The 24907-nt window shown below is 69.5% G+C and carries 26 protein-coding genes and 1 tRNA gene; 22 read left to right on the top strand and 5 right to left on the bottom strand.

Annotated features, from left to right (window positions below; genetic code table 11):
• The first annotated feature begins 6 nt into the window (after positions 1-6).
• The 10 genes from AC3IF1_RS26830 to AC3IF1_RS26785 all read left to right on the top strand — a co-directional run bounded on the left by AC3IF1_RS26830 (position 7) and on the right by AC3IF1_RS26785 (position 8688).
• Positions 7-864, top strand: a complete 858-nt coding sequence (locus tag AC3IF1_RS26830; protein WP_489220058.1) for an STAS domain-containing protein — start codon at positions 7-9, stop codon at positions 862-864.
• Positions 864-1253 (top strand): STAS domain-containing protein, encoded by a 390-nt coding sequence (locus tag AC3IF1_RS26825; RefSeq protein ID WP_489220057.1) that lies wholly within the window; start codon positions 864-866, stop codon positions 1251-1253. The genes AC3IF1_RS26830 and AC3IF1_RS26825 overlap by 1 nt, the downstream gene beginning before the upstream one ends.
• On the top strand, positions 1231-1686 hold the full coding sequence (locus AC3IF1_RS26820; RefSeq protein ID WP_489220056.1) for an ATP-binding protein: 456 nt from the start codon (positions 1231-1233) through the stop codon (positions 1684-1686). Before AC3IF1_RS26825 ends, AC3IF1_RS26820 begins: the two co-directional genes overlap by 23 nt.
• A complete protein-coding gene (locus AC3IF1_RS26815) occupies positions 1683-2111 on the top strand; it encodes an anti-sigma regulatory factor (RefSeq protein WP_489220055.1) in 429 nt (142 codons plus the stop codon). Before AC3IF1_RS26820 ends, AC3IF1_RS26815 begins: the two co-directional genes overlap by 4 nt.
• Positions 2108-2707, top strand: a complete 600-nt coding sequence (locus AC3IF1_RS26810; RefSeq protein ID WP_489220054.1) for a SpoIIE family protein phosphatase — start codon at positions 2108-2110, stop codon at positions 2705-2707. Before AC3IF1_RS26815 ends, AC3IF1_RS26810 begins: the two co-directional genes overlap by 4 nt.
• 6 nt (positions 2708-2713) lie before the next feature.
• On the top strand, positions 2714-3730 hold the full coding sequence (locus AC3IF1_RS26805; protein ID WP_489220053.1) for a sensor histidine kinase: 1017 nt from the start codon (positions 2714-2716) through the stop codon (positions 3728-3730).
• 609 nt (positions 3731-4339) lie between these two features.
• Positions 4340-4606, top strand: a complete 267-nt coding sequence (gene rpsT / locus AC3IF1_RS26800) for a 30S ribosomal protein S20 (protein WP_243964963.1) — start codon at positions 4340-4342, stop codon at positions 4604-4606.
• Positions 4607-5094: 488 nt separating this feature from the next.
• Complete coding sequence (gene dnaA / locus AC3IF1_RS26795) at positions 5095-6582, top strand: chromosomal replication initiator protein DnaA (protein ID WP_489220483.1); 1488 nt, start codon at positions 5095-5097, stop codon at positions 6580-6582.
• A gap of 270 nt (positions 6583-6852) precedes the next feature.
• Positions 6853-8061, top strand: a complete 1209-nt coding sequence (locus AC3IF1_RS26790; protein WP_489220052.1) for an acetyl-CoA C-acetyltransferase — start codon at positions 6853-6855, stop codon at positions 8059-8061.
• Positions 8062-8181: 120 nt separating this feature from the next.
• Entirely contained in the window at positions 8182-8688 is a 507-nt protein-coding gene (locus AC3IF1_RS26785; protein ID WP_243964966.1) for a DUF2059 domain-containing protein, read from the top strand.
• A gap of 30 nt (positions 8689-8718) precedes the next feature.
• On the opposite strand, the gene AC3IF1_RS26780 is transcribed toward AC3IF1_RS26785, so the two are convergent.
• Positions 8719-9498 (bottom strand): EAL domain-containing protein, encoded by a 780-nt coding sequence (locus AC3IF1_RS26780; RefSeq protein WP_489220051.1) that lies wholly within the window; start codon positions 9496-9498, stop codon positions 8719-8721.
• Between the two features lie 113 nt (positions 9499-9611).
• Between AC3IF1_RS26780 and AC3IF1_RS26775 the strand changes: the two genes are divergently transcribed.
• Positions 9612-11813: a 3-hydroxyacyl-CoA dehydrogenase NAD-binding domain-containing protein gene (locus AC3IF1_RS26775; protein ID WP_489220482.1), complete on the top strand. Its 2202-nt coding sequence runs from the start codon at positions 9612-9614 to the stop codon at positions 11811-11813.
• Positions 11814-11815: 2 nt separating this feature from the next.
• Here AC3IF1_RS26775 and AC3IF1_RS26770 read toward each other — a convergent pair whose 3' ends face one another.
• A complete protein-coding gene (locus AC3IF1_RS26770) occupies positions 11816-12760 on the bottom strand; it encodes a LysR substrate-binding domain-containing protein (protein WP_489220050.1) in 945 nt (314 codons plus the stop codon).
• 149 nt (positions 12761-12909) lie between these two features.
• Between AC3IF1_RS26770 and AC3IF1_RS26765 the strand changes: the two genes are divergently transcribed.
• Together AC3IF1_RS26765 and AC3IF1_RS26760 are read left to right on the top strand one after the other, a co-directional pair.
• Positions 12910-13818, top strand: a complete 909-nt coding sequence (locus tag AC3IF1_RS26765) for an amino acid ABC transporter substrate-binding protein (protein WP_489220049.1) — start codon at positions 12910-12912, stop codon at positions 13816-13818.
• Between the two features lie 16 nt (positions 13819-13834).
• Positions 13835-14896: a threonine aldolase family protein gene (locus AC3IF1_RS26760; protein WP_489220048.1), complete on the top strand. Its 1062-nt coding sequence runs from the start codon at positions 13835-13837 to the stop codon at positions 14894-14896.
• Positions 14897-14933: 37 nt separating this feature from the next.
• Here AC3IF1_RS26760 and AC3IF1_RS26755 read toward each other — a convergent pair whose 3' ends face one another.
• The 3 genes from AC3IF1_RS26755 to AC3IF1_RS26745 form a co-directional block, all read right to left on the bottom strand.
• Positions 14934-15794, bottom strand: coding sequence for a 3'-5' exonuclease (locus tag AC3IF1_RS26755; protein ID WP_489220047.1), 861 nt, complete (start codon positions 15792-15794; stop codon positions 14934-14936).
• 72 nt (positions 15795-15866) lie between these two features.
• Entirely contained in the window at positions 15867-18299 is a 2433-nt protein-coding gene (ligA, locus tag AC3IF1_RS26750) for an NAD-dependent DNA ligase LigA (RefSeq protein ID WP_489220046.1), read from the bottom strand.
• Between the two features lie 65 nt (positions 18300-18364).
• A complete protein-coding gene (locus AC3IF1_RS26745) occupies positions 18365-19660 on the bottom strand; it encodes an MFS transporter (protein WP_243964974.1) in 1296 nt (431 codons plus the stop codon).
• Between the two features lie 127 nt (positions 19661-19787).
• Here AC3IF1_RS26745 and AC3IF1_RS26740 point away from each other — a divergent pair, with 127 nt between their 5' ends.
• The 9 genes from AC3IF1_RS26740 to AC3IF1_RS26700 all read left to right on the top strand — a co-directional run bounded on the left by AC3IF1_RS26740 (position 19788) and on the right by AC3IF1_RS26700 (position 24834).
• Entirely contained in the window at positions 19788-20480 is a 693-nt protein-coding gene (locus AC3IF1_RS26740; protein WP_489220045.1) for a 4'-phosphopantetheinyl transferase family protein, read from the top strand.
• An 84-nt stretch (positions 20481-20564) separates the two neighbouring features.
• A tRNA-Pro gene (locus AC3IF1_RS26735) sits at positions 20565-20641 on the top strand.
• A 710-nt stretch (positions 20642-21351) separates the two neighbouring features.
• The gene (locus AC3IF1_RS26730; RefSeq protein WP_489220044.1) at positions 21352-22158 is read left to right on the top strand and encodes an FkbM family methyltransferase; all 807 of its coding nucleotides are present in this window, start codon (positions 21352-21354) and stop codon (positions 22156-22158) included.
• Positions 22159-22287: 129 nt separating this feature from the next.
• Positions 22288-22656 (top strand): hypothetical protein, encoded by a 369-nt coding sequence (locus AC3IF1_RS26725; protein WP_489220043.1) that lies wholly within the window; start codon positions 22288-22290, stop codon positions 22654-22656.
• Between the two features lie 424 nt (positions 22657-23080).
• Positions 23081-23290 (top strand): cold-shock protein, encoded by a 210-nt coding sequence (locus AC3IF1_RS26720; RefSeq protein ID WP_243964979.1) that lies wholly within the window; start codon positions 23081-23083, stop codon positions 23288-23290.
• 104 nt (positions 23291-23394) lie between these two features.
• On the top strand, positions 23395-23757 hold the full coding sequence (locus AC3IF1_RS26715) for a DUF6481 family protein (RefSeq protein ID WP_489220042.1): 363 nt from the start codon (positions 23395-23397) through the stop codon (positions 23755-23757).
• Between the two features lie 41 nt (positions 23758-23798).
• Positions 23799-23996 carry a hypothetical protein gene (locus AC3IF1_RS26710; RefSeq protein ID WP_243964981.1) on the top strand — a complete coding sequence of 66 codons (198 nt, stop codon included), beginning with the start codon at positions 23799-23801 and terminating at the stop codon, positions 23994-23996.
• A 310-nt stretch (positions 23997-24306) separates the two neighbouring features.
• On the top strand, positions 24307-24552 hold the full coding sequence (locus AC3IF1_RS26705; protein WP_489220481.1) for a hypothetical protein: 246 nt from the start codon (positions 24307-24309) through the stop codon (positions 24550-24552).
• A 9-nt stretch (positions 24553-24561) separates the two neighbouring features.
• The gene (locus tag AC3IF1_RS26700; RefSeq protein ID WP_243964982.1) at positions 24562-24834 is read left to right on the top strand and encodes a hypothetical protein; all 273 of its coding nucleotides are present in this window, start codon (positions 24562-24564) and stop codon (positions 24832-24834) included.
• Positions 24835-24907: the final 73 nt, after the last annotated feature.

Raw genomic sequence — 24907 nt, 5'->3', positions numbered from 1 at the left:
GAACTGATGCACGGCCTCGGACAAATCCTTCTCCGCAACCGGGCGGGTGTGCTCGACGCCTGGCTCGCACGGCTGCGCGACATCGCGCCGAAGGCGCAGCCCGCCTCAATGCAGCTGCTCAAGCTGGAGCTCGGGACGCTGATCGAGAGGCTGACGGCCTATTTCCTCGCGGACGCAGGCACGGGCACGGGCGAGGGACCCGCCTTCAGAGCCGTCGAGGAACAGGCCGCCACAATCAGTGCCGCCTGCGCCCGCGACGGCCTGACGCCGATGGAGACCGCCACGCTGATCCTGTCGCTGAAGACGATCGCGGGCGAGCTGCTCGACCGCGCCACCAGCGCCAAGGTGACCGAACTCTACACGATGCGCACCGCCCTCGACGCGGTGGTGGACAGGCTGGCGCTGGTCACCTTCGCGGCCTTCGTCGAGACGCGCGAGGAGATCATCAAGCGCCAGGGCCGGGCGCTCCTCGACCTGGCGACCCCGGCGCTGCCGATCTGGCGTCACATCATCCTGATGCCGCTCGTCGGGATCATCGACACCCAGCGGGCGCGGCAGGTGATGGAGTGGCTGCTGGAGGCGCTCGCCCGCGAGGAAGCGCATATCGCGATCCTCGACGTGACCGGCGTGCCGCTGATCGACAGCCGCGTCGCCCTGCACCTGACCAAGACCGTGGAGGCCGCGCGCCTGCTCGGCTCCCGGGTGATCGTCACCGGCATCAGCCCCGATGCGGCCCAGACCCTGGTGAAGCTCGACGTGGACCTGTCGAGCATGATCACCCGGGGGAGCCTGCGGGCCGGCCTGGCCGAGGCCTTCCGGCTCCTCCGCCAGTATGCCAAGGGCGCGACCGAGACGATGCTCTGATGCGCGTCCCCATCCTGCGGCTCGGCCGCGTTCTCCTCACCTCCCTGCCGGCCGACCTGACGGATCAGCAGGTGATGGACCTCCAGATCGACGCCCTCGCGCTGATCCAGGCCGGAAAGGCCGACGGCCTCGTGATCGACATCACGGCGGCCGATGTCGTGGATTCCTACATGGCCCGGATCCTCTCGGAGACGGCCAAGATGGTGCGGATCATGGGTGGGGTCGCGGTCCTGGCCGGCATGCAGCCCGCCGTGGCCCTGACGCTCGTCGAGATGGGCCCGGCCATGATCGACATGGAGACTGCCTTCGATCTCGAGGGCGGCGTGGCCAAGGTCGCTCGGCTGGTGGCGTCCCGTGGAGGTCGCCATGACACAGTCCCGACCGCCTGATCGACCCGGACCGGAACCGGGGACACCCGGCACCGCGACGCACGCGAGCGTCGACATCCGGATCCAGGACGACATCCTGCGGGCCCGCCAGGCGAGCCGCGCGGCCGCCGCGGCGATCGGGTTCGGCACCGTCGATCAGACCCGCCTGGCCACGGTCGTCTCCGAACTCGCCCGCAACACCCTGACCTATGCGGGCGGCGGCGCGTGCCGCGTGCTCACGCGGCTGACGGCGCAGGAGCGGAGCATCGTGATCGAGGTCGAGGATCAGGGCCCCGGGATCGCCGACGTCGCCGGCGCGCTGACCCGCGGATACTCGACCGGGGGCGGCCTCGGCCTCGGCCTTGCCGCCGTGCACAAACTGATGGACGACATGACCATCGAGACCCGTCCGGGCCGCACGCTGGTGCGGGCAGCCATGACGAGGCGCCGATGAATCCGCAACCGGATGTCGTGCAGCCCGACGTGGTCACCGTGGCGGTGACGACCGAGATCGATGCCGCCGAGGCCCGGCAGGAAGCCCGCCGGCTCGCCCTGCGCCACGGCTTCGGCACCGTGCGGGCGCACGGCCTGGCGACCGCGGTCTCCGAACTCGCCATGAACCTCGTCCTCCACAGCGCCCGCGGCGGCCTGATCCGCCTGACCGCGCGGGCATCGACCGGTGCGGCCGTGATCGAGCTCGTCGCCGAGGATGACGGCCCGGGGATCCCCGATCTCGCGCTGGCCATGGAGGACGGCTTCTCCACCCGCGGCGGCCTGGGCTGCGGCCTCCCGGGGACACGCCGCCTGGTCGATGCCTTCGCCATCACCTCAAACGTGGGGGAGGGGACGCGCATCGTCTGCCTGGTGCGGCGGCCATGAGCGCGGGCCCGCAGATCCCGAGCCCCCGGATCGCTGCGGCGACCCGGACCTATCCGGGCGAGACCGCGTGCGGCGACATGGTCGCCTGGTGGCGGGAGGGGGACGCCACGCTGGCCTGCATCGTCGACGGGCTCGGGCATGGGCCGGACGCCCACCATGCCGCCCGGAGCTTGCTGGCCTTGGTCGAGGGGCAGGCGGGGATCGAGCCGACGCAGCGGCTCGCCGTCGCCGACCGGGCCATGCGCCGCACCCGCGGTGCCGCGGCGGCGCTGGTGCGGATCGAGCCGGCCGCGAACACCATCACGGCGGCAGCGGTCGGCAATATCCAGGGCGCCCTGTTCTCCGCCCGCACGTTGCGCTTCGACGGCATGCCGGGCATCGTCGGCGGGGGCCTGCGCCCGCTCAAGCCCCTCATCCTTCCGTTCGCCTGCGCCGACATCCTGGTCCTGTGGACCGACGGTCTTCGGCCGGTGGACCTGATGGCCGATCCGCACGCGGCGCGCGGCGATCCCGAGCGCCTCGCTGCGGACCTGATGGCCAGCCATGGCCGCCAGAGCGACGATTGCGGCGTCCTCTGCGTCGCCTTCCGCGCGTGACGCCGCATGGACATGCTCCTGCAGCGCTACACCGACGGCATGGCCCGCTACGTCGCCACGGCGGACGAGGCCCCGCTCCTCGACATTGAGGAACTCGGCCGCCTGGCGATCACCGACGACATCTCCCTGGACGAGATCGCCGGCCTGCATGAGGGCGCCGCGCTGGCGCTGACCGACCGAGGCGTCCCGATCAACCGGCCGGAGGTCATCCGGCGCATGTCGGCCTGCCTGAGCGCCCTGATGGTCTCGGCGGCGGTGGCCTACCAGACCAAGATCGACCTGCTCGAGCGGCATCGGCAGCAGGAGCGCGACCGGACCGAGCGGGACCGGCAGCGCCTGGAGACCCTCGGCCAGTTCGTGGGCTCGGTGGCGCACGAACTCAACAACCTGCTCCAGCCCGTGCGCGGGATGACCGAGATTATGCTGGCCGATCTGCCCGGGAAGCCCCCGGAACGCGCCGACCTCGAAGTGGTGGAGGCCTGCGCGATCCAGGCGGTCGGCGTCATCCAGGGCATCCTCGGCTATGTCCGGCGCGAGGCGATCGCGCCCCAGCGCCTCGCCTTCGGCGCCGCGGTGGCGACCGCCTGCACCTTCATCCGGCCGGTGCTGCGCCAGCCGTTCGAGGTCCTGATCCACGACCGGGACAGCGAGGTCCTGGCCCTTCAGGGCGAGTTGACCCAGATCCTGCTGAACCTGCTCCAGAACGCCGTGCAGGCCGGGGCGACGCGCATGCGGGTCGAGGTCGACCGGATCGGCGGCGGCTGGGCGGGCGGCCGCGGCGGATCACGGCCGTCGATGCGGCTCCAAGTGGCCGACGACGGCCACGGGATGTCGGCCGCTGTCGCGGCGCACGCCCTCGACCCGTACTTCACCACGAAGGCGAGCGGTCAGGGCACCGGCCTCGGGCTCGCGATCGTCAGGAGTATCGCGCTCGGCTGGTCGGGCGACCTGCAGCTTCAATCGGAGCCGGAGCGCGGAACCACCGTGACCTTGCTGCTTCCGATCGCTGGACCTCATGGGTGATCGCGCGCATCGCTCTGTCGGCGCAGGTCGTCTCCAAACCCGAGCCGTCAGCGACTGTCGCAGCGGCCGGCCGGGCCGTGTCCGGCTGGATTGCGTCGTTCGGGGGCGCGAATGGTTCGCGGATCCGATTCGCTGCCGGGCGTTCCCGGGAAACCGGGATGCCGTCAGCCGAGTCGGCGGATCAGCCTGCGTGTTCGGTCGCGCCGTGTGGTGTTTCGGTCGATGCCGCCTGGACGGTTGCACCGCGGGGCAAGTTCTGCGCGGCAGCGCCGCGACGATTGCGGCGGCCGGTCGGGCCGTTCAAGCGTGTCGCGGGAGCGTGAGCGCCGCCGCGCGGCGCCGCGGGCTCGGCCCGACGACGGACGGGGCGCCGCCCGCTCGAATCCCTGCGCCGTGCCGCATCACCCGGTGGGTGACCGGCGACCCGGCTGCTCTGCCGCGGGAGGTGCGTTGACGCGACACCGCACCGTGTCTATAGAGCGCGCTTCGCCGAGAGGCCGCGCCTTCGCGCGCGCTGCGTCGCGGCCATCGCCAGACAACCTGACGCGACGACCGATTTCCGGCAGAGCCGGCCCGTCGGCATCGCCCGACGAAGAGAACGAGGATTCCATGGCCAACACCGCTTCGGCCAAGAAAATGACCCGCAAGATCGCCAAGCGCACGGCGATCAACCGCTCGCGTCGCTCGCGCATGCGCACCTTCGTCCGCAAGGTCGAGGAGGCGATCGCCTCCGGCAACCAGCAGGACGCGCTCACCGCCCTGCGCGCCGCCGAGCCGGAGATGATGCGCGCTGCGCAGCACGGCATCGTTCACAAGAACAACGTGTCGCGGAAGGTTTCGCGGCTGGCCGCCCGGGTGAAGGCGCTCGCCGCCTAAACCACCCCTAAAATCGAGACGTCCTGAAGCCCGGCTCCCTGAGCCGGGCTTTTTTCTTGCCCGGATCCCCGTCGACCGGACGCCCGGGGGGCTCGAGACGGCCGGAAGCGTTAACCCTATCCAAGAATCGGCGACATTGCAGAGTCAATGCACGGCGTGTAGTTTAACAAAAACTGACACCGTTCAAGCAAAACAGCGCGATTTCGGGACTCAGGCGAATCAATCCGATTCGCCAAGACTCTAGCGCGGCGGGTCAGCGGCCGCCGAAACACTTCCGGATGGGAATCCGCGCCGTCCCCGCAAGTCCCACTGTTAAAGGAACCGTAGGTAATTGTTGATAGGCTCTCCCAATCGGCAAAAGTTCCTCGTTATGGGCTTGACTCCGTTCGGGGGACCCTGTCCCGCCCGTTCGTGCGGGACTCTGAGGGCGTAATTCGTGCGTACGCGCCGCCTGCGGGACTCCGGGGGCAGCGTTGGGAGAGCCAATGATGCGTGTCGACGGAACTGTGGCGAGCGACGACGAAGGCGGCCGCAACGGCGGCGGCACCATGGATTACGGATCCGCCTGGGCGCGCGTGAAGCGCCGCCTGCGCGCAGAGCTCGGCGAGGATGTGTTCGCGAGCTGGTTCGCCCGTCTTGAGCTGGAGGCGGTCGCCGGCGGCACGGCGCGTCTGACGGTGCCGACCCGCTTCCTCAAGAGCTGGATCGAGTCGCACTACCTCGACCGCGTGCTCAATACCTTCAAGGCCGAGGTCGAGGAGATCGCTCGGATCGAGGTCGGCGTGCGCGGCACCGGCGCGCCGGTCCGCACCGTCGCCACGGGGGCGCCGAAGGCAAATCCGGCCAGCGGGCCGCTCGCCCGTCTGCACGCGGCCGGTACGCCCGTCTCGGTGCCCGCGATCGCCCCGGAGCCGCGCCCCGCGGAGAGCGGCGATCTCAGCGGCACGCCCCTGGATGCGCGGCTGACCTTCGCGAGCTTCGTGATCGGCCGCTCCAACGCCCTGGCGCACGCCGCCGCCGAGCGGGTCGCCGCCCACCAGGGGGAGGGCGCGCTCTACAACCCGCTCTACCTCCATGCCGGCGTGGGCCTGGGCAAGACCCATCTCCTGCACGGCATCGGCCACGCCGCCCGCGAGGCTGGGCGCCGGGTCATCTACCTGACCGCCGACCGGTTCATGTACGGCTTCGTCAACGCCCTGAAGACGCAGTCGGCGCTGGCCTACAAGGAGCGCCTGCGCGGGATCGATCTCCTGATCCTCGACGACGTGCAGTTCATCCAGGGCAAGTCGATCCAGGCCGAGTTCGGCCACACGATCAACGCGCTGATCGATGCCGGCCGGCAGGTGGTGGTCGCCTCGGACCGCCCCCCGACCGAGCTCGAGGCCCTCGACGAGCGAGTCCGCTCGCGCCTGGGCGGCGGCCTCGTGGTCGAGATCACCGCCCTGGACGAGGCGCTGCGCGTCTCGATCCTGTCGGCGCGCCTCGCCGCGGTGCGGGCTTCGCATCCGGGCTTCGACGTCTCGCCGCAGGTGGCGACCTACGTGGCCCGGGCGATCACCGCCAACGGCCGCGACCTCGAAGGCGCCGTGAACCGCCTGCTCGCGCATGCGACCCTCACCGGCACCGCCGTGACGATGGAAACCGCCGAGAGCGCGATCCGCGACCTCGTGAAGAACCGCGAGCCGAAGCGCATCAAGATCGAGGACATCCAGAAACTGGTCGCCTCGCGCTACAACGTCTCCCGCTCGGACATCCTGTCGGAACGGCGCACCGCCGCCGTGGTCAAGCCGCGCCAGATCGCCATGTACCTCTCGAAGGTGCTGACCCTGCGCTCGCTCCCGGAGATCGGCCGCCGATTCGGCGGGCGCGATCACACCACGGTCCTCCACGCGGTGCGCAAGATCGAGAAGCAGATCGGCGAAGATTCGGTGCTCGGCGACGAAGTCGAGCTGCTGAAGCGGATGCTCCAGGACTAGTTGAAGGCTCGCCCCTGATCCGGAGCCGACCTGCGCATGACTGCGCGGGTCGGCTCCGGCGGGGAACTGATCCGTGTGCGGCGCCGTCCTGATCCGGGTCCGCCGCAGACAAACGTCTCAGAACACCTGCGCTGTCACGCGCTCTCCGCCGTCTCCGTGCATTCGGGGCTGGCCGAGGGCGCGTGCGCCGTGGCAGACTGGCGTGAGCCGAGACGGCCCTGTAAGGCCGCGTCGCCGCGAGGCGAGAACGGGGACCCCGGGGGAGTGCTGATGACGGACGCCTTCATCTACGACCACGTTCGCACGCCGCGCGGGCGCGGCAAGGCGGACGGCTCCCTCCACGAGGTGACGGCGCTCCGCCTCGCCGAGACGGCCTTGCGCGCCCTCAAGGACCGCAACGCGCTCGACACCCACCTCGTCGACGACGTGATCCTGGGCTGCGTCGACCCCGTGGGCGAGGCGGGCGGCGACATCGCCCGGGCCGCGGCCCTGGTGGCCGATTACGGCGCCCATGTCCCCGGCGTGCAGATCAACCGGTTCTGCGCCTCCGGCCTCGACGCGGTGAACTTCGCCGCCGCGCAGGTCATGAGCGGCCAGCACGCGATGGCGGTGGGTGGCGGCGTCGAAGCGATGAGCCGCATCGGCATCGGAGCCTCGGGCGGCGCCTGGCCGGTCGACCCGGCGATCGCCATCAAGTCCTACTTCATGCCGCAGGGCATCTCGGCCGATCTTATCGCCACCAAGTACGGCTTCACCCGGGACGATTGCGACGCCTACGCGGTCCGCTCGCAGGCGCGCGCGGCGCGATCCTGGGCCGAGGGGCTGTTCGACCGGTCCGTGGTCCCGGTCCGCGACGTGAACGGCATCACGCTGCTCGACCGCGACGAGCACATGCGGCCCGGCACCGACATGCAGTCGCTGGCCGCACTGAAGGCGTCCTTCGTCCAGATGGGCCAGATGGGCGGATTCGATGCCGTGGCCATCGACGCACATCCCGACGTGGAGGCGGTGGATCACGTCCACCACGCCGGCAACTCCTCCGGCATCGTCGACGGCGCGGCCGCCGTTCTGATCGGCTCGCGGGCGGCCGGCGAGGCGGCCGGCCTGCGCCCGCGCGGCCGGATCCGGGCCTTCGCCAATATCGGCTCCGATCCGGCCCTCATGCTCACCGGGCCGGTGGACGTGACCCGCAAGGTCCTGGCGCGGACCGGGATGAACCTGTCCGATATCGACCTGTTCGAGGTCAACGAGGCCTTCGCGGCGGTGGTGCTGCGCTTCTGCCAGGCTTTCGACCTCGACCCGGAGGCGGTCAACGTCAACGGCGGCGCCATCGCCCTGGGCCACCCCCTCGGGGCGACGGGGGCGATGATCCTGGGCACCGCCCTCGACGAGCTGGAGCGGACCGGCAAGGAGCGCGCCCTGGTGACGCTGTGCATCGGCGCCGGCATGGGCACCGCCACGATCATCGAGCGGGTCTGACGGCACCCCGGCACGGGAGCGGCGTGGCGCCGCTCCCCAAAGACCAGGAACGCTGATAGAGGCGCGGGCGACGATCGGCCCGGCCCCGGGCCGGACGATAAATCGATGGGAGACAAGCCCTTGAACCGCCTGATTGCGACGCTCTGCCTGGGCGCCACCCTGAGCCTGCCGCTCGCCGCCCGCGCCGACGAGACCGCCGACCGTGTCGCCGCGGCGACCGCCCTCGTGAACAAGACCCTGATCAAGAACCTCCAGACCGGCTTCAACGTCGCCCTGGAGAAGACCGTGGCGCCGATGCCGGAGGCGCGCGCCGAGTCCGTGCGCAAGGAACTCACCGACGAGTTCGACAAGCAGCGCGGCATCATGGTCGAGGGGCTGTCGAAGGAATACGCGCAGAAGTTCACGCTGGCCGAGCTGAAGCACCTCGACGAGATCTATGCCGACCCGACCTACCTCAAGTTCCAGACCATGAACGCCGATCCCAATTCCGCGGCGACGGCGATTTCCCAGAACTCGGTGACGAAGCTGCTCAACATGCTGGCGGTTGCCTCGGCGACCGACAACACGCCGAAGCCCGGTGCGCCCCCGCTGCCGCCCGCTGCGGCGCCCGCCCCGGCGCAGAAGTAGGCGATGGGCGCCGCGCGCGACCGGCTGGCCTCAGGCCGCGCGCGCGGCCGCCATGGGGGCGAATCCCGCCACGGGCGGCAGCGCCTCCAGGAGCGGCTTGGCGAAGTGGTAGCCCTGCACGAGCGTGATCCCGAGATCGCGAAGGGCGTCGAGTTCACCCGCGGTCTCGACGCCCTCAGCGAGGACCGTCACGTCGAGCGCCCGGGCGATGGCGACCACCCCCGAGACGATGGCGTGGCGGCCGGCATCGGTATCGAGGCCGCGCAGCAGGTCCATGTCGATCTTGATCAGGTCGGGGCGGAAATTCGCCAGCAGGCTCAGGCCCGCGAAGCCGGCGCCGAAATCGTCCAGCGCGGTGAGGAAGCCCTGCTTCCGGTAGGCCGCCACGATACGCTTGACGTGCGCGGTATCGTGGAACCGCTCTTGCTCGGTGAACTCGAACATGATCCGCCGATGGGCGAAATCGACGCGTCGCGCCGCCTCCAGGGACGCGCGGATACAGGCATTCGGCTCGTAGACGGCATTCGGCATGAAGTTGATCGACAGCCGCGTGCCGCTGTCGCGGGCGAAGAGGCGCCCGGCGAGTTCGATCGCCTTGACGCGGGCGGCCTGATCGAACTGGTAGCGCGTCTCCTCGGTGACGCGATCGAGGATCGTCCCGGCCGGCTCGCCGTTCGGGCCGCGCACCAGCGCCTCATAGGCCCAGACGGATCGGTCCGTGAGGTCGAGGATTGGCTGGAACGCCATCGTGAACTCGAAGTCGAGCTTGGTGCCGGCGCGGCAGGCGCGGCAGCCGATATCCTTCATCATGTCCGGCTTCCGTCGGTTCCCCCCGACCGGAAGACCTTGGACGATGGCGCTCTACACAACCTTAACGTGGGCGCGTCGGTTTCATGCCGACGCCATCCTGGGAGGACGGCACCGTGACGCTGACCGATTTCCGCTTCGAGACTGATCCCGACGGTATCGCTCTGGCGACCTGGGATATGCCTGGCCGTTCGATGAACGTGATCACCGAAGGCGTGATGGACCAGCTGGAGCGGATCATCGCGCAGGTCGCCTCCGATCCGGCCATCAAGGGCTGCGTGATCGCCACCGGCAAGGACAATTTCTCCGGCGGCGCGGATCTCACCATGCTCCAGGGCCTCGGCCGGGCCTACGAGCAGCTCAAGGCCGAGCAGGGCGAGGAAGTAGCGATGCGCCACTTCTTCGAGGCGTCCCGGCGCCTGTCGCTGCTGTTCCGGCGGCTGGAGACCTGCGGCAAACCCTTCGCGGCGGCGATCCAGGGCCTGTGCCTGGGCGGCGCCTTCGAGCTGGCACTCGCCTGCCATTACCGGGTCGCCTCGGATGACGGGAAGACCCGGGTCGGCCTGCCGGAGATCAAGGTCGGCCTGTTCCCGGGCGGCGGCGGCACGCAGCGGGTCACCCGGCTGATGCAGACCGGCGACGCGTTGCAGATGCTGTTCAAGGGCGAGCAGATCCGCGCGCCCATGGCCAAGGGCATGGGACTGATCCACGCGGTGGCGCCCCAGGGCGAGATCGTCGAGCGCGCCAAGGCTTGGATCCGCGAGGGCGGCTCCGCGGTGGCGCCGTGGGACGTGCCGAAGTTCAAGGCGCCCTCCGGAAAGGTCTACTCGCCGGCCGGCATGATGATCTGGCCGCCGGCCAACGCCATCTACCGGCGCGAGACGCACGACAATTACCCGGCCGCCAAGGCGATCCTGGCCTCCGTGTACGAGGGGCTGCAGCTGCCGATGGACCTCGCCCTGCGGGTGGAGAGCCGTTACTTCGCCCATATCCTGCGCTCGACCGAGGCGGCGGCGATGATCCGCACGCTGTTCATCTCGATGGGCGAGCTGAACAAGGGCGCCCGCCGGCCGAAGGACGTGCCGGCCACCCGTCTGAACCGGGTCGGCGTGATCGGCGCCGGGTTCATGGGTGCAGGCGTCGCCTATGTGACCGCCCAGGCGGGCATCGAGGTGGTGCTGGTCGACCAGTCGGTCGAAGCCGCCGAGAAGGGCAAGGCCTACGCCCACACGCTGATCACCGGCCAGATCAACAAGGGCCGCGCCAAGACCGCCGACCGGGACGCGCTCCTCGGCCGGATCCAGGCCACCTCGGATTACGGGGCGCTCGCCGCATGCGACCTCGTCATCGAGGCCGTCTTCGAGGATCCGAAGGTGAAGGCCGAGGTGATCCGGAAGGTCGAGGCCGTGATCCGTCCCGACGCGATCTTCGCGTCCAACACCTCGACCCTGCCGATCACCGGCCTCGCCATGGGCGCGCAGCGGCCGGCTCAGTTCGTCGGCATCCACTTCTTCTCCCCGGTGGAGAAGATGATGCTGGTCGAGATCATCAAGGGCGAGGCCACCGGGGACGCCGCGCTGGCCACGGCCCTCGACTACGTGCGCCTGATCAAGAAGACCCCGATCGTGGTGAATGACGCCCGCGGCTTCTTCGCCAACCGCTGCGTCGGCGCCTACATCCTCGAAGGGCACAAGATGCTCGCCGAGGGCGTGCCGCCGGCGATGATCGAGAGTGCCGGCCGCCAGGCGGGCATGCCGGTCGGGCCGCTCTCGCTCAACGACGAGGTCGCCCTCGACCTCGTGCTCAAGATCGCCAAGGCGACGGAGGCCCAGGTCGGAGCGGGGGCCGTCGACCCGGCGCAGAAGGCGATCCTGTCCGCGATGGTCGAGACCCAGGGCCGCCTCGGCCGGAAGAACCGCAAGGGCTTCTACGACTATCCCGAGGGCGCGCCGAAGCGCCTCTGGCCCGGCCTGAAGGACCTGCAGCCGAGCCGCCTCGACCCCGATGCGGTGGACTTCAACGAGCTGAAGCAGCGGCTGCTGGTGGTGCAGGCTCTGGAGGCCGCCCGCACGGTGGGGGAGGGCGTGATCACCGACCCGCGCGAGGCCGATGTCGGCTCGATCCTCGGATTCGGCTTCGCGCCGTTCACCGGGGGGGCCCTGTCCTACATCGACTTCATGGGCGCGGCGGCCTTCGTCGATCTGGCGCGCGGCCTCGAAGCCAAGCACGGCCCGCGGTTCCGGGTGCCCGACAACCTCGCCGCCATGGCTCAGCGCGGCGGCACCTTCTACGCGGAGGCCGAGAAGCGCGCCGCCTGAGATCAGCCGGCCGGACGCCCGTGGGCGGCGTCCGGCAAGCGTGACAGTTCCTCCAGAAGGACGGCGCGTGCGCAGGCACCGAAGGCCCGCATCAGGCGCCCCCGCGCCCGGTCGGGCGGGAACAGCAGCGCGAATCGGACGGGCAGGGCCGGTGCGAAGGGCCGAATCGCGATCGGCGAGACCTTCGCCTCCTCGTGCGCGGCGAGTGGGTTCATCACACTGACGCCGAGCCCGGCCGAGACCAGGGTGCAGATCGACGCGCCGAGCCCCGCCTCGGCGGTAATCGTCAGCGCGATCCCGGCCGCATCGAACACAGCCTCGGTCCGTTCGCGCAGGGCGCTTCCGAGGGAGGAGGCGACGAAGGGCACGCCGCGAAAATCCGCAGGTCCCAGCACGGCGCGCGCCGTCAGCGGGTGGTCCTCCGGCAGGACCGCGACGCAGGCGCGCGTCTCGACATGATCGAGCCGGGCGTCCCGGGCTTCGCCGTAGAGCATCGTCAGCGCGGCGTCGCAGAAGCCGGTGGCAACCCAGTTGTTCACCGTGTCGTCGTCCCCGGAATGGATCGCCACGACCACGTCCGGGTGCGCGGCGCGGAAGCGCACGACCGCTCGGGCGAGGAGGCCCCCCGCCAGCCGGGGCATCGCCGCGACCCGCAGCCGCTCGGCGCCGAAGGCGCGGATGCGTGCAGCCGCCGCCTCCAGGCTGGTGAGACCCACGAAGGCCCGCTCGACCTCGGCGTGGAAGCGGGTGCCGTCGAGGGAGGGGACCACCCGGCTGCCGCTGCGGTCGAAGAGCGGAAGGCCGGTGATCGTCTCGAGCTGGGCGATCAGCCGGCTCACCTGCGGTTGCGAAGTGTGGAGGTGCCGGCTCGCCTCGGTCATGGAGCCTGTGGCCACCACCGCCCGGAAAGCCTCGATGTGCCGGAAGGTCATGCGCCGCTCGGCCATATTGGATCCGTATGCTGGGCGGGTGAATCGGCATTGGACGCGGTCCCGCCGCCGCTCCTACGATCAGTCGGCAAAGATTCGGCGCGACAGCCCGATGTCGCGCGGGTCCGGAGCATTGACGGTTCCGGGAAAACGAGGGGGTTCGGATCGTGTCGAGGGCGCTTTCGCTTCTGGTGGCTTCGCTGTGCTGGGCCGGGCTCGCCGCCCCCGCCGCCGCCGAGGGGCGCCTCGACAAGATCCGCGCCACCGGCCAGATCAGCCTCGGCTTCCCCGACGCGTCGCCGCCCTTCGGCTTCCTCGACCAGGATGCCAAGCCGGTCGGCTATTCGCTCGAGATATGCGAGCACGTCGCGGAGAAGCTCAAGTTGGTCCTGGGCCTCCCGAAGATCGACATCCGCCACGTGCCGGTGATGTCGGCGACCCGGATCCCGCTGATCAACAACGGCACGATCGACCTCGAATGCGGCACCGCCAGCAACCTGCCGGAGCGGCACAAGCTGGTCTCGTTCGCGCCGACGACCTTCGTGGCGCAGGTGGTGCTGGTCGCCAAGAAGGACGCGCCGGTCGACGTGAACGACATCGCCTCGTTCCGCGGCAAGGCCATCTCGGCGCAGGCCGGCGGCGAGACCCAGCGCGTCGCGACTCGGCTCAACGTCCAGGACAAGCTCCAAATCCAGGTGATGCCGGCCAAGGACACCGCGGAGGTGTTCCTGCTCGTGGAGACCGGCCGGGTCGCCGGCGCGATCAACGACGATGCCCTCGCGCACGCCACGGTCGCGGGCGCCAAGCGGCCGGGTGACTACAAGATCGGCACCAAGGGCTTCGAATTCGCGCCCTACGGCATTCTGGAGCCGAAGGACGACCCGGCCTTCAAGGCGGCCGTCGACAAGGCGGTGGTCGAACTGATCCAGGACGGCACCGTGGCGCGGCTCTACACCCGGTACTTCGAGCGCCCGATCCCGCCGCGGGGCATCAACCTCGAACTGCCGATGAGCGACGTGCTGCGGCGCGCCCTGGCCAGCCCGACAGATTCCGGCGACGAGAGCGTGTATCGATAGGGCCGGCGAGTTCGAGATGTCACACGATCTGACCCGCGAGGCCGCAGCGGCGGCCGCCGTCGACCTGCGTAGCGACACGGTCACCCGACCCACCGAGGCGATGTACGCCCGAATGCGCACAGCGCCGCTGGGGGACGACGGGCTCGAAGGCGACCCCACCGCGCGGGACCTCGAAGAGACCGCCGCCGCGATCCTCGGCAAGGAGGCGGGCCTGTTCGTGCCGAGCTGCACCATGGCCAATCTGCTCGCGATCCTGGCGCAGGTCCGGCGCAGCGAGCAGATCCTGCTCGAGGCGCAGGCCCACATGGTCAACACCGAGCGGGGTGCGGCGACCTTCACGGGCACGTTCCTGCTCGGCCTGCCGGGGATCGACGGGGCCATGGACCTCGACCGGCTGGAAGACGCCCTCGGTCCCGGCGCCAGCCCGCTCCGGACCGGCATGATCGCCCTGGAAACGTCCCACAACGCGGCCGGCGGGGCCGTGCTGCCGCTGCAGCATATGGCGGCGGTGTCCGCCCTCGCGGGGGCCCGCGCCATCCCGGTGCATCTCGATGGGGCGCGCCTGTTCAACGCTGCGGCGTCGCTCGACGTGACCCCGGCGGAGGTCGCCGCGTCGGTCGACACGGTCTCCCTCTGCCTCTCCAAGGGCCTCAGCGCGCCGGCGGGGGCGGTTCTGGCTGGCCCCGCCCCGGTGATCGCGGAGGCGCGGCGCCTGCGGAAAATGCTCGGCGGCACCCAGCGCCAGATCGGGATCGTCGCGGCGGCCGGCTTGGAGGCGGTGACGGTGATGGGAGCCCGGCTCGCAGAGGACCATGCGACGGCGCGCCGGCTCAGCGCGGGGCTGAACACGCTCGGGCCCCGCATCGTCGCGAGCATCCCGCAGACCAACATCGTCCAGGTCGATCTAACCGGGACCGGGCGCGACAGCGCCCGCTGGATCGCCGATCTCGAAGGCGCCGGGATCCTGACGCGCCCCTTGGGGCAGCGGCGCCTGCGGCTGGTCACGCACCGGCATATCGGTGCCGGCGACGTGGACCGCGCGATCGCGGCGTTCGGAGCCTGTCTCGACGCGGCGTGACTGTCGCCGGGTCCCGCGTGCCGGCGTTGTCGCCGCGCTACGCCACCCGCGCCCGCGCCCCGAGCATGCGGGCGAGCAGCGCCACATCGGTGGCGTTGTCGGACAGGAGGTCGGAGATGTCCCCGATCTCCAGCGCCTTCACGTGGCGGCAGCGCATCCCGAAGCGGCCGGCTCTGCAGGTGCAGCGCAGTTGCGGACCGCCCGCCCGCTCCTCCAGAACGACGTCGTACCGGTTGCCGGTCGATCCGCGCATGGCGAAGCTCAGGGCCGCGGGGGCGGCCGAAAAGGCGGCGAGGGCCCGGCCGCTGATCGCGCCCGGTATCCGACGGGGGTGGGGCGGTCCGCCGGCGATCCGGGCGATGGGCACGCCGATCGCCGCTGCGAGGCGGTGCACGTCCGCCGTCTCGGTCTCGCGCATGGCGGCCAGGGCGATCGCCGCGCAGGCATAGGCATCCTCCCCGGCATCGTGATGCTCGAAGCGGATGCCGAGGCGCCGGGCGACCTTGCCGAGGCCGCAGCCCTCCGGGGCCGGGAACACCCGGCGCGCGACCTGCACCGTGCACAGATAGGCGAGATCCGGAACCGGCAGGCCGGCCCGGGCGAGGCCGGCGCGCAGGACGCCGATGTCGAAGCTGGCATTGTGCGCCAGGATCAGCCCGCCCGCGAGGTCGTCCAGGTACGGCGCCATCGCGCCGGCGAAATCGGGCGCGTCGACGACGTTCGACGGCAGGATCCCGTGGACCCGGATGTTGCCCGGCGCGAAGCGCATCTCCGGCGGCCGGATCAGGTGGCTCTCCCGCCGCACGATGCGCCCGTCGGCGATCCAGGCGAGTCCCACCGCGCAGGCGCTGTCGCGCCGCTCGTTGGCCGTCTCGAAGTCGAGGGCCAGGACCGTCATCGCGGATCGACCGTGCCGGGTGGGAGTTCTCGGGGTGTTCTCAGGCCGGTTTAGGCCGACCGGAATCCCGCTTCAACCCTGCGCCACCATCGCGAGCCAATCGTCCTCCGACACGACCCGGACGCCGTGCTTCTCCGCGTCCTTCAGCTTCGAGCCGGCCCCGGGACCGGCCACCACCAGATCGGTCTTGGCCGAGACCGAGCCGGAGACCTTCGCCCCGAGCCGCTCGGCCACCGCCTTGGCCTCGTTGCGGGTCATCTTCTCCAGGGTGCCGGTGAACACCACGGTCTTGCCGGCGAAGGCCGAGGCCGCTTCCGGCCGCTCCATCGGCTCGACCCGGACCTGATCGAGCAGGGCCGAGACCGCGTCGGCATTGTGCGGCTCGGAGAGGAACAGGATCAGTGCCTCCGTCGCCACCGGGCCGATCTCGCCGTCATCGGCGAAGATTCGGTAGGCGTCGCCCGGGCGCTGTCCGCCGGCCCGATCGAGCGCGGCCCGCACGGCGTCCAGATCGCCGTAATGCGCGAGCAGGTTCTCGCGCTGGGGCGCGCTCAGGCGCGCGCGTTCCTTGGTTGGCGTCTCGCCATCCTCCGGAAAGCCCAGCTCGAGCAGGCGATCCCGGGTCGTGCCGCCGACCCGGGGCACCGCGGTCAGCTCGATCCAGTCCGGGCCGGGCTGCGCGGCGGCCGCCTCGGCGATGGCGGCGATCAGCGACGGCATGTCGCGGAAGCGTTTGGCCAGGGCCTTGGCGGTGGATTCGCCGATCTGCGGGATGCCAAGGGCGAACAGCAGGCGGTGCATCGGGATGCTGCGGCGCGCCTCGACGCCGGCGAGCAGGTTCCTGATCGCCTTGTCGTCGTCCTCGCCCTTCTTCTTCGGGGTCTTCTTGGGCGGCTCCGCCGACCCCGATTCGGCCCGGCGCTCGGCCGAGAGCGCCCCGCGCCGGGCCACGATGGCGGCTTTCAGCGTATCGAAATCGAGACGGAACAGGTCCGCGGGCTGGCGCACCAGCCCCGCCTCGAACAGGACCTCGATATAGGTCTCCCCGAACCCCTCGATGTCGAAACCGTTGCGCGACACGAAGTGCTTCAGCCGCTCCACCCCCTGCGCCGGGCAGATCAACCCGCCGGTGCAGCGGCGGATCGCGTCCGGCCGGCCGGTGCGCGGGTTGACGGCTCGGACGGCGCGGCTGCCGCAGGCCGGGCAGGTCTCCGGGAACGCGTAGGGCTGCGCGTCAGCCGGGCGCTTCGACAGGTCGACATCCATCACCTTGGGGATGACGTCGCCGGCCCGCACCACCGTCACGGTGTCGCCGACGCGGATGTCGCGGCCGTCGCGGATCGGCTCGCCGTCGGCGCCGACGCCCTTCACGTAGCCCTCGTTGTGCAGGGTCGCGTTGGAGACCACGACGCCGCCGACCGTCACGGGCCTGAGCTTGGCCAGCGGGTTCAGGGACCCGGTGCGGCCGACATTGATGACGATATCCTCGACCGATGTCGTCGCCTCCTGGGCGGCGAACTTGTGGGCCAAGGCCCAGCGCGGCGAGCGCGAGACGAAGCCGAGCCGCTTCTGCAGGGCGAGGTCGTCGACCTTGTAGACGACGCCGTCGATATCGTAGCCGAGCGTGGCACGGTCCGCCTCGATCCGGCGGTAATGGGCCAGCATCGTGGCGATGTCGGTGACGGTCTCGGTGAGCGGGTTCACCGGCAGCCCCCAGGCGGCGAAACGCTGCAGGGCGCCGGACTGGGTCTCGGCGATCGGTGCCGAGAGCTCACCCCAGGCATAGGCGAAGAACTTGAGCGGCCGGGACGCGGTGATCCCCGGATCGAGCTGGCGCAGGCTGCCGGCGGCGGCGTTGCGCGGGTTTGCGAAGAGCGGCTTGCCCGCAGCCTCCTGGCGGGCGTTGATCGCGGCGAAATCGGCGTGGGACAGGTAGACCTCTCCGCGCACCTCACAGATCTCCGGCCAGCCCGCGCCGGCGAGCATGTCCGGGATGTCGTGTACGGTCCGGGCATTGGCGGTGACGTTCTCGCCGACCTCGCCGTCGCCGCGGGTGGCGGCGGTGTCGAGCCGGCCGCCGACGTAGCGCAGGGACAGGGACAGGCCGTCGATCTTGGGCTCGGCCGTGAAGGCGAGGGGCGCGGCCTCGGCGAGCCCCAGGAACCGGCGCACCCGGGCCGTGAACTCGGCGACCTCCGCGTCGTCGAAGGCGTTGCCGAGCGACAGCATCGGCACCGCGTGCCGCACCTTGGCGAACTTTTCCGAGGGCTTGGCCCCCACCGCCGTGCCGGCCGCACCGGTTCCGGCGAGATCGGGGAAGCGGGCCTCGATCGCCTCCAGGCGGCGGCGCAGACGGTCGTAATCCGCGTCCGAGATCTCCGGCGCATCCTCCTGGTGGTAGAGCCGGTCGGCCTCCAGGATCGCCTCGGAGAGCCGCGCGTGCTCGGCGCGGGCCTCCTCGGCGGTCAGGTCGAGGGCGGGCGGATCGGATTGCGCGGCGGCCATGGCGGCGTTCTAGCGCATCGGGCGCCCGGCGGGACCCGGCTGCAAGGCGGCATCCCCGGTTTCCCTCAATCACGGACGGCGAGCAGATCGCCGCGGCCCGCGACCCGGAAGGCGCCGAGAAAGACGATCGCCACGAAGAACGCCACCGCCGACAGCGGAAGGATCGGCGCGAGCCAGCCGGCGAGCGCGGTGCCGGCGACCGAACCCAGGTTCATCGCCGCCATGTAGACCTCGAACTGCGTGGCTGCCCCCGCGCGCCCGCGGCTGGCCTGGAGCAGGGCCGGCATCAGCGCGACGATCAGCAGGCCCGGCAGCATGTCGGTCAGCGCCAGGATCAGCGGTCCGGCCGACCCGGCGCGGCCTGCGCCGAGCAGGGCGGCGGCGGCCATGAAGGTGACGGCGCTGGCCAGCAGGAGCGCGCGCAGCGGCCGGACCGGGCCCGCCCTGTCGGACCAGATCCCCACCGCCAGCGCGCCGGCCGTGCCGCTCGCCAGCGCGAGCCCGGCCTGAATCCGTGAGAGGGCGGCCGGATCCCAGGCCTGGCGCTGGAGCAGATCCACCGAGAAGGGCAGTTCGAACAGGCCTAGCGCACCGTCGAGGCCGAAGCACAGGGCGAGGAGCCGGAGAGCCCTCGGCCGCCGGAGGCTGGCCGCGAGCCGGCGCAGGAAGCGGCGGAACGGGAGGCGTCGGGGCGCCGGTCCGCGCCGGGTCGGCGTGGCGAGGGCATCGGCCGGCGCCTCGCGGACCAGCAGCATCGGCAGGCTCGCCAGGATGGCGGCCGCGAGGAGCCAGCGCGCGCTCACGGCGAGCCCGTAGGCCGCGAGCATCCAGGCGAAGGCCGCGGCGCTGAGGCTCGTCCCGACCACGAACCCTGCCCGCGTGCACCCGCTGACCCGGCCGAGCTCGCCCTCGGGGACGTGGTCCATGATCATCCGGTCGCAGGCGGTGTCGAGGAGGGCGGCGCAGAGGCTGTGCGCGAAGAAGATCAGGCCCAGCCACCCGATCCGATCTTCGCCGCCCCACAACAGGAGCGCCAGGGTGGCGTGGCACCCCAGGATTGCCGCGACGGCGAAGATCCGGCGCCGGCCCATCCGGGAATCCCCGCCCCGGTCGACCACCGGACCCCACAGGAGCGGCTGGAGGGTCCAGGGCAGGCCGGCCAGGGCGAAATGGACGCCGATCTCCGCCGCCGAGACGCCCCGCGCCGTGAGATGGTTGGCCAGGGCGGTCAGCGAGAACCCGGCGATCAGCCCCTGATAGAGGTAGGTGGCGAAGAAGACACCGTAGCGGGTGCGGCGCCCTGAAAGGCTCGGCTTCTGCCGCAGGGTGCTCTCGGCACGGAGCGCGGTCTGCCCGCTCAACCGCGCCGGCCCTTGCCCACTGCGCGATGCGGCGCGATGCTCCTCATGCCGCCTTCACCGGATGCGCTCCCGTGCCCTCACGTTCCCTAGACCCTAGCCCGGGCCGACATCCGTCGCGAGGCGTCGCTTGAGCGCGGCGGACGTGTGGCTCGTTGACCTCGCCCTGTCGCCGAACCGGCTCGCGCGATGCGCGCACGTCCTCGATCGACCGGAGCAGGACCGCGCCGAACGATTCCTGCGGCCGGCGGACCGGGCGCGCTTCATCGCGAGCCACGCCGCGCTCCGGCTGATCCTGGCTCAAGCGCGGGGATGCGCGCCCTCCCAGATCCGCCTGATCGCCAGACCGGGCGGCAAGCCGGAGCTGATCAGTCCGGCCGGGGGCGGCGCCGATTTCAACCTGTCGCATTCCGGCTCCCGGGCGCTCGTCGGCCTCTGCGACGCGGCCGCGATCGGCGTCGATATCGAGGGGCTCCGGCCGATCCCGGACGCCCTGCGGATCGCGCGGGCGCATTTCGCGGCGGACGAAGCCGGCGCCCTCGCGGCCCTGCCGCCCGAGATGATCGGGCCGGCGTTCTTCGGGCTGTGGACGCGCAAGGAAGCGGTGGTGAAGGCCTTGGGCACGGGCCTGTCCGCCCCCCTCGACCGCTTCAGCGTCACCCTGCCGCCAACGCCGCCCCGCCTGCTGCGCGGGGGCAACCCCTGGACGCTGGCGTCGGTCGAGGCAGGCCCCCTCTATGCCGCCACCGTGGCGGTGCGCGCGGTCGGCGCGACGATCCGCCATCACACGCTGCCCGCAGACTGGCCGGACCGTCTCGGCTGAAAGCGGCGAGACCGCGCTTGCGGCGCGCCGAAGGCACGGCTATAAGCCCGCTCGCCGGCCTCGACAGAGATGCGGGACGGCCTTCGGAGTGTAGCGCAGTCTGGTAGCGCACCACGTTCGGGACGTGGGGGTCGCAGGTTCAAATCCTGCCACTCCGACCAATCTTTCCCGAGATTTACCATCCTCCTGGCCTATTGTCGGACCGGTGACGGGTTTACGCCGCGGTGTCGCATCGCGAGCAGCTTGATGCTTGTTGCCGTCTTCGAAACGCGTGCGGTGGTCGACCGCGCAGACCTAAGCACGTCAGATATGACGCGACCGATCTCTGCGAACGATGACCGTCCTCTGCTAAAACGCCAGGGCTCGACCCGCTCATAACCGTGCGCGGCTGCCCGCGCGCTCAAAGCCCCCGAGATCGGCAGTCGGGCCCGGGCGCATGAATCAATCCAGACCATGATCCCTGCGGGTCCAACCGGTGAATGGATAGTCCCAGACGCTACCGGGACGCGCCGGGACCGTAGGCGGTAGCGCCCCGCAGCGGCCGATCGTTCACCCGCATGCTGCGCGTTCGATCCCGCAGGCTATCGTCCCCGGTCTGACAGTCAGGGCGTGCTGCTCCGAACAGGCGGCGGTTTGCCTTGGTCGTCGGGTGGCGGAGTCGAGCATCAGGGGCACGATCCGAGGCGGGGACGCACAGCGACAGCCCACGGCCGTGAAGTCCGTATTGCGTGTGAAGCCCTCCCAAGGCTACGGAGTCCGTGAAGTGCAGCGATCGGCATGGATGTGTCCTGACGCAGATGATGGGCTAGCGCGACATAAATATGATCACTCACAGCTGCAATTGATTTCGTTTCTTGAGGGTCATAAGAGCATGAATATCGATAACAATAGAATTTTTGAATTAGAAAGAGCGGCAGAATTTCATGCCTTCTCTGTGCGGCAGCTTATTGCGCAGCGTGAGCGTTTGTTTAAGATCGCAAAACTGTCATCGAACTTCATAAAATCAGCCAATGCGGTGCAAATTGGCAAAGTCTTGGGCCTGGTTGAGAAGTCAAGCGGGCAGTTTTACCAAGACATATTCGGACTGCTTTACAATCAAGCAAAACAAAACGGCTTTTTTGTCGAGTTCGGGGCGTGTGACGGATTGTTCCTGAGCAATACGGCGTTGCTCGAGAAGGAGTTCGGTTGGGCCGGTATCGTCGCTGAGCCCATGCCCACTTGGCATGCGCAACTGGCCCAGAATCGGAAATGCTTGATCGAGAAGCGGTGCGTCTGGCGAAAAACCAAAGCTCAGATACAGCTCCTAGAGTACAAAGACGACGAACATAAAACGGAATCCCGCATTGCGGGCCACGACTCCAAGGACCGGGACGTCGCGCGGATACATACAGTCGAAACCGTCACATTGACCGATATGCTGACACAGAATGGCGCGCCGAACATTATCGATGTGATGTCTATCGATGTCGAAGGCGGCGAGCTAGATATTATTGCGGACTTCGCATTCGATCGATACAAGATCAATTTCCTGACCATCGAACAGCATGCCGGAAACGCGGAGCCGATTCGTGCGTTGATGGAAGCGAAAGGATATACGCAAGTCCTGGCCGACATTTCCGGGCATGACGGTTTTTATGTACCGCGCGAATCGGCCGAGCAACTCGGGTCATCACAATAGACAGGCCGATCGGCCCCTCGATTTGGATGGGTGCCGAACCGGGAGCGGAGGTCGGGATGACGCCGCAGCGCACCCGCGTTGCCAATCCCGTCCTGACGCGTTGTCCCGCCGAAACTGTAGGAGGTGTCAATGCCCGTGATTCGGTGGCTGATCGGCAAGATCATCGGCTTCATTCTCGCCCAGACCAGGGCGCGCCAAGCCGGCGTGATGGCGAAGCAGCGCGAAGCCGGTCGCTTCGAGGGCGATTATTCGACCAAGGCCAGAAACTTCGAAGATGACTACAACGCCGCCGCGCGGATGCTGAAATCTCGGATCGATAAACGCTTTCCCGACAGCTACTATGCGCGGCTGAGTTCCGGCAACAACAGCTCCTACGATTACGGTCAGGATCGTGCGCTGGCGATCGATACCATGTCGACCGCCATCGCCATGGCGTTGCGCGGCGGCGCCTCCGTCGAACAAGCCGCTGCGGCGGGCGCGGCCAGCGTCGGGATCTGATCGCCCGTATCGGACCGGGCCTTGGAGGCGGGACGGGGTGCTGATTTTCGAAGTCGTGGCGAGGCTGTCCGGCGGCCGGTGCCGGCTCCAGGGCCGGTAGTCACGACCGACACGGTCGTTTTGCAGGACGCGGCGGCTGCCCGGCGCAAGGTTTTCAAAAACCTCTCATTCGGCACGCAGCTTCTGAAGCGCAACGATGATGGCTGCGTCGCGACTCGCCAAATGTCGCCCGTTCGCATTGTGCGGTTGTTATTGTCGCTGTGATGGCGTACAGGTAAGAAATCGACTGTTGGCCAGATATTCGGCCGCATCGCCTGAACAGGGCGAGCGCACTGCATCTCTCCCATTTTCGACGACCAGCGACCGAGCGCGTGCGATGCGTGCGCTCGACCTCTTTGTTTGCCTATAATGATATGGAACACCTATGAGCATCGGCACCGTCAAGTGGTTCAACGACACCAAGGGCTTCGGCTTCATTCAGCCGGATGACGGCGGCAAGGACGTGTTCGTTCACATCTCCGCCGTCGAGCGCGCCGGCATGCAGGGTCTGACCGAGGGGCAGAAGGTTTCCTACGAGATGGAGACCGACCGTCGCAGTGGGAAGCAGTCGGCCGGCAGCCTTCAGGCCGCTTGAGCCTCACTCGTCCTTCGGAACGAGTTGCGAAGCCGTTCCCCCCGGAACGGCTTCATCTATTTTCGGCCGCTGGATCCGAATTCCGGTGTGCATGAGGAGACTTCGTGGGCCAATACAAGACAAGTCAGCTCGTTGATCGCATCGAGGCTGTCACCAAAGCGCGGCAGGCCACGCTCGACCGGTTCCGGGCACGTCCGGCCGCCGATGATCCGGCCGTCCTCGCGCAGCAGGCCGCCCGGCAAGCCGTGGTCGAGGCGCGCGATGTGCGGAACGCCGAGCGGGAAACCGCCCGTGCCGCCGACGAGGCCCGGCGTGAAGCCGAAATCCTGGCGGAGAGCGAGCGCGCCGCGGCCGAACTCATCCGCCAAGAGGCCGAGACGGCCGAGCGGCAGGCAGCCCAGGCCGCCGAACAGAAGGCTGCGCGCGATGCACGCTTCGCGGCGCGCAAGGCCAGAACCCGCCGATAGGCCGTTCCAACCCCTCGAAGCGCTTCCCTGGAGGACGGCACATGTCTCACAAGTTCAAGGTCGGCCAGCACGTCCGGCAACTCGGCCTCAGCTACTCCGGCAACAAGAGCGTGGTCGACGGTCTCTTCGAAGTGGTCCGGCTTACGCCGGATGACCGCTCGGGCGAGCCGACCTACCGGATCCGGTCCGACCTCGGCGAACGGGCCGCGCGGGAAGGCGAACTCGTCCGCGCCTCCTGATGAGGGCTTGACCGGGACACAGACTGCCTCCGCCCGGTGACGACCTGCGAAGCGACGAAGCTGTGCGAGGACCATCCTCGCCAAGGATGGTCACCGGCAGCCGGAAGAAACGACGCGCTGAGGCGACGCCGTTTGTCGGATTGGCACCACGCTGCACGCATGATCCCAACGATCGACGCAGGCAGGACCCGAGATCGTTCCTTAGCGGTTCGATCAGGAGGGCGGGGCTGCCATGCATTTGCAAGTCGGATCGTTCGAAGATGCAGCCACGTTTGATCGTGACTGTGCGTGCTGCTGCGAGGAGCCTGCTGTGTACAATCCTTTCCTGTCATCCCTGATGCTCGCGATCGAGTCGCAGCGCGTGATCGAAATGCGGCTGGTCCGTCTCGCCTGGGGCGGCCGCGAGGGGTTGGCCGAGGCGCAGTCGATGATCGCGGAAAAGGTCGACGCCGCGGCGGAGGCCATGGCCACCCTCATGTTCGGCGGATCGCCTGAGACCGTCATCGCGCGCTACCGCGAACATGTCGCCGCGAACACGAAGCGTCTGAGCATCTAGGACCCAACTATGTCGACGGCCGATTCACCCGCCCCCGATGTCGCGATCATCGAGCCCAACCAGACGGCCTACATCCTCAAGGTCTCGCGTCCGGACGATGCGGAACTGTCCGGGCGTCTGGTGATGTTCTACGCCGCGATCACGACATCCGAGGCCGATGCGCTCGCCGTCGTGCGCCGTGCCGTGAAAGCTGACGCGGATGTCGAGCCGACCGGCGTCCGTCTCTCGCAGCAGACGGCCAGCGCGCTCGCCCTAGAGGCAGGTCTCGCCAGAGCCCTTTGACGCGGTGTTCAGGGGCATCATGGCGGACCGCGGTTCCACCGCGCAGCCCCCCAGTGTCCGCAGGGGTGTCTCC

The sequence above is a fragment of the Methylobacterium sp. E-012 genome (assembly GCF_057836545.1).
The sequence above is the reverse complement of the archived record's forward strand: the minus strand, read 5'-3'. Positions and strand labels throughout refer to the sequence as shown.